The following is a 10,549-nucleotide window of genomic DNA, read 5'->3' as shown; positions in this document are numbered from 1 at the left end:
AAAGCCCGATTGGTGAAGACTAATAATCAGTGGGGTTGAAGAAAACCCCACTGATTAAAGTTTCACTTTATCCCGCATTAACGGGCAGTAATTGATCTGTACCGAAAGCGGAGCGTCAAGTACAAGACTCCCACTTCACACATGCAGAGAAATTTACTGCCCGTAAAAGCCCGATTGGTGAAGACTAATAATCAGTGGGGTTGATGTTAACGTTTCCTTTATCTTGAATACAAAAAATAGCATGCCAGAAGTTACTTCTAGCATACTATTTTTATAGGTATTTTATTAACGAGTATACCATTTTCCTCCGGCTGCTTTCTCAAGACGATTCATAATTGCAGCTCCTACACCTTCAGTCGATGTAGTAGTCGCAAGGATAATTGTAGCTGTTGTTTTATCGCAAGCTCTTAGAGCATGATACAATGTTGCACCCATTTCTTCTTTACTACCGGCCTCTCCTACTGAGAAATAAAAATCAGCCTTGCTATCAGCAAAGCTAGCTGGTGCAAGTAACGCTACTCTATGCCCTTGTTTTTGTAATTGATGTACAGCCTCATGGACTTTCTCCAAATCACAATCGATTAATAGCACAGGGGCGTTAGGAGCATAGTGTGTATATTTCATACCAGGGGCTTTTGGAGTAGCCTCTAATTTCTGCTCTATTTTTGAAGGTTGCAGTACTTGACCAATCTTAGCCTCTAACATTTCCTTCGTAATTCCGCCTGGACGCAAAATTACTGGAGGTTCGTGTGTAACATCTAACACTGTGGATTCAAGTCCAATCCCAGTAGAGCCTCCATCTAAAATATAAGGTATGTACCCTCCCAAATCATCTTGAACATGTATTGCTTCTGTAGGACTTGGCTTTCCACTACGATTAGCACTCGGCGCAGCAAGTGGCTTTTTTAATTGTTGAAGTAAGGCAAGCGCAACTGGATGATCCGGCATACGAATGCCGACAGTCGATAGACCAGCTGTCACACTATCCGCCAGCACATTTGGCTTAACGGGCATTACAAGTGTTAGTGGACCCGGCCAAAATAAATCCATGCATTTTTTGGCTACTTCAGAAATATGCTCTATATAAAGTTCAGCTTCCTCTTGCGTGCCAATGTGGACAATTAGCGGATTGTCAGAAGGACGACCTTTTGCTTCAAATATCTTTTTGACTGCCGTGTCATTTGTTGCAACAGCTCCTAGGCCATAAACCGTTTCTGTTGGAAATGCCACGACCTCACCTGCATTTAAGATATCCACAGCTTGTGTATAATTTGTCCGACTATTCACATTACTGTCCACAATCTTGCAAACGGTTTCCATAATTAAAACCTTCCTTCAATTATTCGTTTTTACTGAATTATCCACATAATGTTTATAACTTACGAAAAATTGTGCATAAGTTGTCTGAATTCGTGAACAATTCATTCAAAAAGACCTTTAATCCATTCCCATATAAAAAATGTAACGTGTTCCTTCTCTTCTTTCACTTCTTCTTTTACTTCTTCTTTCGCTTCTACTTTATCAGGCTCACAAATTGATGGGAATACGCTACACCACCAGTTATCACCACGTGCATCACCGATTTTCACGACAATCGAATGATACAAATTTTGTGGATAAAGTACAGCGTCCTTTCTCTTTGGTGGAAATAAGTTATCCCCAAGTACAACTTGTGTATCCAGCTGTGGATAATTTTCTTTTATTTCTGCTTCAATTTCTCGTTTTAATAAAAGTATTTGCTCGTTATCCACAGTTTTAGCTCCAGCACTAGCTACTACTTGTGTAAAATAGGGCTTTAAATTTTTGACAAGCTGTTCTTTTTCAAGCTGATCCTGATTCGTATTACTATTGGCAATAACACGTATACGAAAATCATTTTCTTGCTCATGATTGATAGACGCTTTCGCAAAACCTACTAATGTTGGAATATATAAAACACATAATTGTAAAGCAATCGCAATAAATACTAATCTTGCAAAAGCTAGAATGATATTTCGTTTAGGTAATCTAATAATCTTGTATTCGTTTAACATAAAAATCCCTCCTTGCTCAACATTGTTGGCAAGAAGTAGATACTTTATACATGAATTTCACAAAAAATCATTCGAGGCTTACCATTTATATCTTTTTCTATCGAAACTGTAGCCTGCGGAAAACTATTTTTAAAGAATTGAGCCACCTGCTCTCCTTGTGTATAACCGATTTCAAGACCAATGAGCGCGGGTTTATTCATAAGGGACGGAAGCTGCTCAGCCAACTTTCTATATAAAATAAGTCCGTCTTCTTCTGCAAAAAGAGCACTATGCGGTTCATGCTCTAGCACGGTACTCGACATCTCTTTCGCCTCATCAAAAGCAATATACGGTGGATTCGATAACACGATATCAAATTTCTCACCTGCCAGAGGTTTCGTTAAATCCCCTAGTCGAAAATCAATATCCGCTGCTAATCTTTGTGCATTTCTTTGTGCTGTAGTTAAAGCAGCTTCGGATAAATCAGTAGCTACGACTGTTAGCTCTGGACATTCTAGCTTCATAGAAATAGCAATTGCACCACTACCAGTTCCGATGTCTGCAAGCTTCACTGCTTGATCATTAAATATTTTGTTCATACGATTAATTGTTCCAAGCACTAATTCTTCGGTCTCGGGCCTTGGAATAAGTACTGACTCATCGACAATAAATGAACGGCCATAAAATTCTTCACTACCGAGGCAATACTGTACAGGTCGTCCACTTACATGCTCTTCGATGAGTTCTTTAAATTTTTCTTTTTGTTCAGCCGTTAATTTATCTTGAAGGTGTAACATTACTTCTGAATAGCTAGTGCCAAGTATATGCTGCATGACAATACGTGCTGCCGTTTCCTCACGATCATTATCCACTAAAAAAGAAGAAGCCCATTGAAGGGCCTCCATTACACTATTATAGGTCATCATTTAATCGCTCTAGCTTTGATGCTTGCTCCTCTAAAATGAGCGCATCAATAATTTCGCCTAGTCTACCTTCGACGATTTGATCTAGTTTTTGAATCGTTAAACCAATACGGTGGTCTGTTACACGGTTTTGTGGATAATTGTATGTGCGAATACGCTCAGAGCGATCGCCTGAACCTACAGCTGATTTACGTGTGGCATCGATTTCCTTTTGTGCTTCTTGCAAATACATATCAGCAACACGAGCACGTAGAATTTTCATTGCCTTTTCACGGTTTTTAATTTGTGATCGTTCATCCTGCATCGAAACAACAACACCTGTCGGTAAGTGAGTCATACGGACAGCTGACATCGTAGTATTTACCGACTGACCACCGGCACCAGAAGATGCAAAAGTATCAACTCGGATATCTTTTTCATGGATTTCAACATCTACTTCTTCAACCTCAGGTAAGCAAGCTACTGTCGCTGTCGATGTATGAATACGGCCTTGAGATTCTGTTGCAGGTACACGTTGTACACGGTGCGCACCATTTTCAAATTTGAATTTTGAATATGCACCTTGACCGTTAATCATAACAATAACTTCTTTATACCCGCCCATTGCGTTTGGCGTCGCTTCCATTATGTCAATTTTCCAGCCTTGTGTCTCTGCGTAACGAGAGTACATACGGAACAAATCACCAGCGAAAATATTCGCCTCGTCTCCACCTGCTGCTCCACGAATCTCCATAATAACGTTTTTATTATCATTAGGGTCTTTCGGAATTAATAGAATGCGTAAACGTTCTTCTAACTCTTCTTGCTGTTCTTTTAGTAGATTGAATTCTTCTTTCACCATCTCGTGCATATCAGGATCTTTTTCACTATCTAGCATTTCACGTGTTTCAGCTAATTGCTCTTTTACATTTTTATATTCACGATAAGCATCTACAGTTTCCTGGATATCTGATTGTTCTTTAGAATATTCACGTAGTTTTTTACTATCATTCACAATATCTGGATCACTCAAAAGCTCTGTTAGCCTTTCGTAACGATCCTCCACTGCTTGTAATCGATCGAACATGGATTTCACCTCTATTAAGTTTTTATGAAGTTTGCTCTTTAGTAATTGCAGAGAAACTTTAAATTAGAATTACGCTAAGCGCGTAAGAATATTTTTTGAACATTTTTCATTCCCACTACTTAGTATAAGGAAATTTCCGCATGTATGCTACTTTTTCTTAGGTCTATCAACTGAATCTTTGTGCATTATAGCGGCGGATGCGTGTGACATTTTCGACAAACCGGATAGTAGGAATCATTTCCTCCAATTTGAATTTGATCACCTGTATAAACAGGCTTTCCACTTTCATCAACACGTAAATTCATTGTCGCTTTTTTATGACAGAACCAGCAAATCGTCTTCATTTCCTCAATTTTATCTGCATATGTAAGCATGTACTGACTGCCTTCAAATAACTCATTTTGGAAATCGTTTTTTAGACCGAAGCCCATGACTGGAATATCTAACTCATCTACGATATAGGCTAACTGCAAAACATGCTCTTTTTTTAGAAATTGTACTTCATCAACAAGTACGCAATATGGTTTTACAGCATTGTTTTTTACTAGCTCAAAAATATTTGTATCATCATTAACAGGAATGGCTTGTTGACGTAAGCCTACTCGACTTGAGATAAAGCCTACTTCATCTCGCGTATCTATGCCTGGTGTAAACATCATTACAGGTTTTTGTTGTTCTTCATAGTTATGCGCAACTTTTAGAATTTCTATAGATTTACCACTATTCATTGCACCGTGTTTAAAATATAGCTGTGCCATTTTGTCTTCTCCCTTTCTTCATGTCGATCTGGATACTGAAAAGACTCGCATCAGGGTTTCTTAACTTCTTTCATCAGAAGTCTCCCACCTCTATAGATGTTGAGATGAATACGGATTTAATCTACTTTTCAACGGGTGTCCAAATGCCCCCTGAAAGAAGTTAAAGCCTCCGGCGGATGTCACGGAATCGGAAAGGAGTTCTTTGTGCAAGCACAAAGCCGATATCGGACGCAATTATGCCGAGGCATAATTGATTATACTGAAAAAAATACCTGCCAAGCACATGCTTGGCAGGTATTAAACTAACATTAGTTTTTAAGACCGTATTTTTTGTTGAAACGATCCACGCGACCATCAGCAGACGCGAATTTTTGACGGCCAGTATAGAATGGGTGACATTCGTTGCAGAACTCGACAACGATGTTTTCTTTTACTGAACCAGTTTTGAAAGAATTACCGCAAGAGCAAGTTACTGTTGCTTCTTTGTAATCTGGATGAATTCCTTGTTTCATATTCGTTTTCTCCTCTCGCCCTGAACCATCTGGAACAGAGTATTATCGAACTGTACCTTACATAGCCCGAATATGTCGGCTACATATGTACACGTTGCATACTTTGCTATATTATCATATAAAATATACATTTGACAATAGTTAATGATTAGTTATTTATAACAAATAATTTAAATATCGCCCTATTGCAGAGTCAATAATAAAAGAGAAAATAATTTTAGATAAAATACCTGCTACTACTAAATAGAAAATAAAACCATAAAAACTATCAATAGTTTTAGATTTATTACTTAACAACTTAATAATGACAAAAATAGGGATGATTCCAATAACTAATGCAACCCCACCGTATATCATCATTATTGAATACTTAAATGATTTAAATAACCCAAATAAAATACTTAAAACCGCAAAGGCTATAGGTAGTGTATAATAGTTTCCTATTTTACTAATAACATTTGTAAAACTTTGACTTTCTGAAAATAGCTTTGAGGTTAAGAATATACCTAAGACACTTATTGCTATTAGTAAAGATATTAATAATGACATATAAAAGAATACTTGAATAAAAGATGGACTAAAGCTTTCGAAGAAACCAAATCCTCCAGAAAAGAAATTTTTCGTTAATAAGTATACTGATATTGCTGTTAATACAACATAGATAATCATACTAGCAAGACTATTTTTCCAAGTAGCTTCTACATTAAAATTTGCGGATGGCATTTTTAATTGTTCTAAAAAATAATTAAAGTATAACTTAGAATTCTTTTTAATTAATTCCATTTGCTCATTATTTTGCGTAGTTCCCTGAACAGTCTGATCATCATCACTCATGCTATCCATTGTTGCTGCTTGTTCACGTGCAGCATTTTCAAATGGAGTCCCACATTTCCCACAGAATTTTCCTTCTTCCTGTGAATGACCACATGTTATACAGTCTTTCATAAACACACCTCATTATAATTTTGTCTTTTTCGTATCTAAATCAACAATCATACGAAAAGACCTATTTCTTTTACGTTCATAATTAGTAGAACTGTAGTAGCTGGGGATTTATCGAGGGGCTATTTCTTGATGATGCTGAGGATTTATTTCGGTTCATTTTCCTCAGATTTTTTTGTAGAGTAATTACCACAGTTTATACAAAATAATACTTCTCCACTTTTTACTCCCTTCATTTTTCATAAAATCCCATTACTGAGCATAATCCCCTGTATATTGTAACAAAATTATACAATACAAATTTATGAAATAATAGATTAAATTATTATGATTATAATCAGCTCAGCACTTTAATGTGTGGTCATTTCTGTTCCGACTGGGAATAGATTTCTTATAATTTCAAACTAACAAATAGAACATCAAAAAAATCACCATCGACTATTGCTAGTCAACGGTGATTCATGTTTATAGTAAGCCCTTACCTTTAGTAGCTTTTTTCATATCTTCATTTAACTTTTCAAAGAATTCTTCATTTGAATTTGTCGTACGTAATTTTTTCATGAAGCGCTCCGCGAAATCAGGTGCGTCCGAGAATGTTTTACGAATTGCCCATAGCTTTTCAAGTTGCTCAGGCTCAAGCAGAAGCTCTTCCTTACGTGTACCTGAACGGCGGATATCAAGCGCAGGGAAAATACGACGCTCTGCTAATTGGCGATCAAGGTGAAGCTCTAAATTACCTGTTCCTTTAAATTCTTCATAAATGACCTCATCCATGCGAGATCCTGTATCCACTAAAGCTGTTGCTAAAATTGTTAAGCTACCGCCTTCTTCAATATTACGTGCAGAACCGAAGAATCGTTTTGGTCTATGGAAGGCAGCAGGATCAATACCGCCTGAAAGCGTACGACCGCTCGGAGGAATAACTAAGTTATACGCTCGAGCTAAACGTGTAATAGAGTCCATTAAAATAATAACATCACGCTTATGCTCAACTAAGCGTCGTGCACGTTCTAATACAATTTCTGCAACTTTCACATGATTTTCTGGAACCTCATCGAAAGTCGAGCTCACTACATCTGCATTCACAGAACGTTCGATATCAGTTACTTCCTCAGGGCGTTCGTCAATAAGTAAGACAATTAACTCTGCATCCGGATAATTTGTTGTAATAGCATTCGCGATTTCTTTTAATAATGAAGTTTTCCCTGCCTTTGGTGGTGCAACGATCAATCCACGTTGCCCAAAGCCTACAGGTGCCACTAAATCCATAATACGAGTCGATAAATTACGTTGTGTTGTTTCAAGCTTAATTTGGCGATCAGGATATAAAGGCGTTAATGCAGGAAAATGCACACGTTCCTTTGCTACTTCTGGGTCTTCGCCGTTAACAGCATCCACCTGTAGTAGTCCATAATAGCGTTCGTTTTCTTTAGGTGGACGTACTTTACCAGATACCTTGTCCCCATTTCGTAAGTCAAAGCGACGAATTTGAGACGCAGAAATATAAATATCTTCTTTACTTGGAGAATAGTTAATTGGTCGAAGGAAGCCAAAGCCCTCTTGCGAAACAATTTCTAGTACACCTTCCATAAAGAAATAGCCCTCTTGCTCCGAACGTGTTTTCAAAATAGCAAATATTAATTCTTTTTTCGTTAGCTTGCTATAATATGAAATTTTGTATTGGCGTGCAAGGGCGTAAAGCTCTTTTAACGTCATGTTTTCTAATTGAGCGATTGTCAATGCAGACATATGCACAACTCCAGTCTTTTTCAAAATATAATTGCTGTTTTTGGGGTTAACAAAGAAGTTTTTTTTACGATAGGCTCTGTAGTCTATTCGTACCTGTCAGCTTGAATCAGAGCGATAGGTACTTGAATTAACTATGCAAAACAATGAAGCATAATATAGCCTTATAAAACTATGGGATGGTTGAAAATTTAGAAGAAGGTACCTAGCGCAAAAAGATGCACTAGGTATATTTTAGAAGAAATTTTTATTAATAGCTAGGTTTTTTATCAAGAGCGTGACGACCTTCTACAAAACGCACAGTTCCAGATTTAGCTCGCATAACAACTGAATGTGTTAATGCATAGGCTCCTTTATACTGCACACCTTTTAAAAGCTCACAATCTGTTACAGCAGTCGCTGCAAAAATAGCATCGTCACCTTTAACTAGGTCATCTAAATAAAGAACTTTCTCTACATCTACACCCATTTTTTTGCAACGTTCTAACTGTTCCTCATCTTCTGGGACTAGCTTCGCTTGGAAGTCTCCACCTAGACATTTTAATGCAACAGCTGAAATTACACCCTCTGGTGCACCACCTGTACCAAACATAATATCAATGCCAGTTTCATCAAAAGCAGTATTGATAGCTGCTCCAACGTCGCCGTCTTGAATAAATTTAATACGTGCTCCAGCTTCTCGGATTTCATCAACAATTGCTTGGTGACGTGGTCGATCTAAAAGTGTAGCTACTACGTCTGAAATATCTTTATTTTTAGCTTTTGCTACCTGTAATAAATTATACGTAACAGAAGCGTTAATATCTACCTTACCTGCTGCCTCTGGTCCTACTGCAATTTTTTCCATGTACATATCAGGTGCGTTTAACAGATTACCTTTATCTGCAATAGCAAGAACTGTCATTGCACCATTTGTACCCTTCGCTACAATATTTGTACCTTCTAATGGGTCAACTGCGATATCTACTTGAGGACCTCCATTACGTAGGCCAAGCTCTTCACCAATATAAAGCATTGGTGCTTCATCCATTTCGCCTTCACCAATCACCACTGTAGCATGCATTGGAATTGTATCGAACATTACACGCATCGCTGTCGTCGCTGCATCATCTGCCTCAATTTTCAAACCGCGACCCATCCATTTCCCGGATGCGATTGCTGCTGCCTCTGTTACTCGTACTACTTCCATCGATAAACTACGTTCCATTGTTTTATTTGCCTCCCGTTATCGGCATTTTTAATCGCCGAAACATTCAAATTACCTCTATTGTAACATAGTTAGTTCAAAACTTTTAGCTCTCATTATTCCTTTGCCTCTGCTACGCGGGCCATTATTGTTTCACGTCGAATATCAGCGCCTAAATCACGTAATTTCTCAATAAGTGAGCTATAACCACGCTCAATATGATAGATATCATGAATTTCCGTTTCACCTTCAGCTAACAGGCCTGCTAATACTAATGCGGCACCAGCACGAAGATCGGTAGCTGTTACAGTTGAACCATGTAATTTACTAGGCCCTGTAATAATAGCTGTATTGCCTTCAACGCGTGCATTGGAATTCAAACGACGAAGTTCATCAATATGCTTAAATCGAGCTGTATAGATTGTATCTGTTATCTTTGAGGAACCAAATGCTTGAGACATTAAAACAGAAAGTGGTTGCTGAATATCAGTTGGGAATCCAGGATACACTAATGTTTTCACATCAACGGCTTGCAATGTGGAGAGATCCGTTTTTGGCACAAAAATACTTTCTTCACCGATTTCAATTTTCACACCCATTTCACGAAGCTTTGCAATAATCGCCTCTAAATGCAATGGAATAACATTATCAATTGTAATGCCTTCACCTAAAGCGGCAGCCATAATCATAAATGTAGCAGCTTCAATACGATCTGGAATAATCGTATGCTCCGTACCATGAAGTTCCTCTACGCCTTCAATACGGATAACACTTGTACCTGCACCTTTAATATTAGCTCCCATGTTAGTGAGAAGAGTAGCTACATCAATAATTTCCGGTTCTTTTGCTGCATTTTCAATAACCGTACGTCCCTTCGCAAGGACTGCAGCTAACATAATATTAATTGTTGCACCAACACTGGCAACGTCTAAATATATTTTTGCGCCAATTAATTCATCAGCACGTAAATAAATTGCTCCATGCTCATTAGTGATTTTCGCACCTAATGCCTCAAAGCCTTTTATATGTTGGTCAATAGGACGCGGCCCTAAGAAACAGCCTCCTGGTAAACCAATCACAGCTTTTTTAAAGCGGCCTAGCATTGCTCCCATTAAGTAATAGGAGGCACGAAGCTTTTTCACGTTGCCGTTTGGTAATGGCAATGCAATCATTTCTGTCGGATCTATGGTCATTATGCCATCCTCAAATGACACTTCTCCACCGATTTCCTCTAATAATGCCTTTAACGTCCATGCATCAGAAATTTCTGGTATCCCTCCAATTGTCACTGGAGAGTTCGCCAAAATTGATGCTGGAATTAAGGCGACTGCACTATTTTTTGCACCACTAACTTTTATTGTACCCTTTAGACGATTTTCGCCTGTAATTTTATAAACATCCATT

The 10,549-nt window shown here is 38.0% G+C and carries 10 protein-coding genes; all 10 read right to left on the bottom strand.

Going from position 1 to position 10,549, the window contains the following annotated elements:
* Positions 1-285 precede the first annotated feature (285 nt).
* The 10 genes from ACMZ42_RS07515 to ACMZ42_RS07470 all read right to left on the bottom strand — a co-directional run bounded on the left by ACMZ42_RS07515 (position 286) and on the right by ACMZ42_RS07470 (position 10,548).
* Entirely contained in the window at positions 286-1,320 is a 1,035-nt protein-coding gene (locus ACMZ42_RS07515) for an L-threonylcarbamoyladenylate synthase (protein ID WP_370083013.1), read from the bottom strand.
* Positions 1,321-1,421: 101 nt separating this feature from the next.
* Complete coding sequence (locus ACMZ42_RS07510; RefSeq protein ID WP_415731049.1) at positions 1,422-2,033, bottom strand: stage II sporulation protein R; 612 nt, start codon at positions 2,031-2,033, stop codon at positions 1,422-1,424.
* 44 nt (positions 2,034-2,077) lie between these two features.
* Entirely contained in the window at positions 2,078-2,938 is an 861-nt protein-coding gene (prmC, locus tag ACMZ42_RS07505) for a peptide chain release factor N(5)-glutamine methyltransferase (protein ID WP_402872088.1), read from the bottom strand.
* Entirely contained in the window at positions 2,925-4,001 is a 1,077-nt protein-coding gene (gene prfA, locus ACMZ42_RS07500; RefSeq protein WP_370083019.1) for a peptide chain release factor 1, read from the bottom strand. The genes prmC and prfA overlap by 14 nt, the downstream gene beginning before the upstream one ends.
* A 185-nt stretch (positions 4,002-4,186) precedes the next feature.
* On the bottom strand, positions 4,187-4,759 hold the full coding sequence (locus ACMZ42_RS07495; RefSeq protein WP_249075164.1) for a thymidine kinase: 573 nt from the start codon (positions 4,757-4,759) through the stop codon (positions 4,187-4,189).
* 308 nt (positions 4,760-5,067) lie between these two features.
* A complete protein-coding gene (gene rpmE, locus ACMZ42_RS07490; RefSeq protein WP_100543414.1) occupies positions 5,068-5,271 on the bottom strand; it encodes a 50S ribosomal protein L31 in 204 nt (67 codons plus the stop codon).
* 156 nt (positions 5,272-5,427) lie between these two features.
* The gene (locus ACMZ42_RS07485) at positions 5,428-6,216 is read right to left on the bottom strand and encodes a hypothetical protein (protein WP_370083022.1); all 789 of its coding nucleotides are present in this window, start codon (positions 6,214-6,216) and stop codon (positions 5,428-5,430) included.
* Between the two features lie 462 nt (positions 6,217-6,678).
* Positions 6,679-7,962: a transcription termination factor Rho gene (rho, locus tag ACMZ42_RS07480; protein WP_370083024.1), complete on the bottom strand. Its 1,284-nt coding sequence runs from the start codon at positions 7,960-7,962 to the stop codon at positions 6,679-6,681.
* 247 nt (positions 7,963-8,209) lie between these two features.
* The gene (gene glpX, locus ACMZ42_RS07475; RefSeq protein WP_370083026.1) at positions 8,210-9,166 is read right to left on the bottom strand and encodes a class II fructose-bisphosphatase; all 957 of its coding nucleotides are present in this window, start codon (positions 9,164-9,166) and stop codon (positions 8,210-8,212) included.
* Positions 9,167-9,261: 95 nt separating this feature from the next.
* Entirely contained in the window at positions 9,262-10,548 is a 1,287-nt protein-coding gene (locus tag ACMZ42_RS07470) for a UDP-N-acetylglucosamine 1-carboxyvinyltransferase (protein WP_370083028.1), read from the bottom strand.
* Between the last annotated feature and the right edge of the window lies 1 nt (position 10,549).

It is taken from the genome of Lysinibacillus sp. NPDC056185 (assembly GCF_047737915.1).
In the GTDB taxonomy this organism is placed as follows: Bacteria; Bacillota; Bacilli; order Bacillales_A; family Planococcaceae; genus Lysinibacillus.
Note: the sequence above shows the minus strand (reverse complement) of the source record. Positions and strands in the feature narration are given on the sequence as shown.

Excerpts from the sequence above, each read along its gene's own strand:
- prmC (WP_402872088.1), bottom strand. The coding sequence starts at position 2,938 with ATGATGACCTATAATAGTGTAATGGAGGCCCTTCAATGGGCTTCTTCT.
- ACMZ42_RS07495 (WP_249075164.1), bottom strand. The coding sequence starts at position 4,759 with ATGGCACAGCTATATTTTAAACACGGTGCAATGAATAGTGGTAAATCT.
- ACMZ42_RS07515 (WP_370083013.1), bottom strand. The coding sequence starts at position 1,320 with ATGGAAACCGTTTGCAAGATTGTGGACAGTAATGTGAATAGTCGGACA.
- prfA (WP_370083019.1), bottom strand. The coding sequence starts at position 4,001 with ATGTTCGATCGATTACAAGCAGTGGAGGATCGTTACGAAAGGCTAACA.
- ACMZ42_RS07470 (WP_370083028.1), bottom strand. The coding sequence starts at position 10,548 with ATGGATGTTTATAAAATTACAGGCGAAAATCGTCTAAAGGGTACAATA.
- rho (WP_370083024.1), bottom strand. The coding sequence starts at position 7,962 with ATGTCTGCATTGACAATCGCTCAATTAGAAAACATGACGTTAAAAGAG.
- rpmE (WP_100543414.1), bottom strand. The coding sequence starts at position 5,271 with ATGAAACAAGGAATTCATCCAGATTACAAAGAAGCAACAGTAACTTGC.
- ACMZ42_RS07510 (WP_415731049.1), bottom strand. The coding sequence starts at position 2,033 with ATGTTAAACGAATACAAGATTATTAGATTACCTAAACGAAATATCATT.
- glpX (WP_370083026.1), bottom strand. The coding sequence starts at position 9,166 with ATGGAACGTAGTTTATCGATGGAAGTAGTACGAGTAACAGAGGCAGCA.
- ACMZ42_RS07485 (WP_370083022.1), bottom strand. The coding sequence starts at position 6,216 with ATGAAAGACTGTATAACATGTGGTCATTCACAGGAAGAAGGAAAATTC.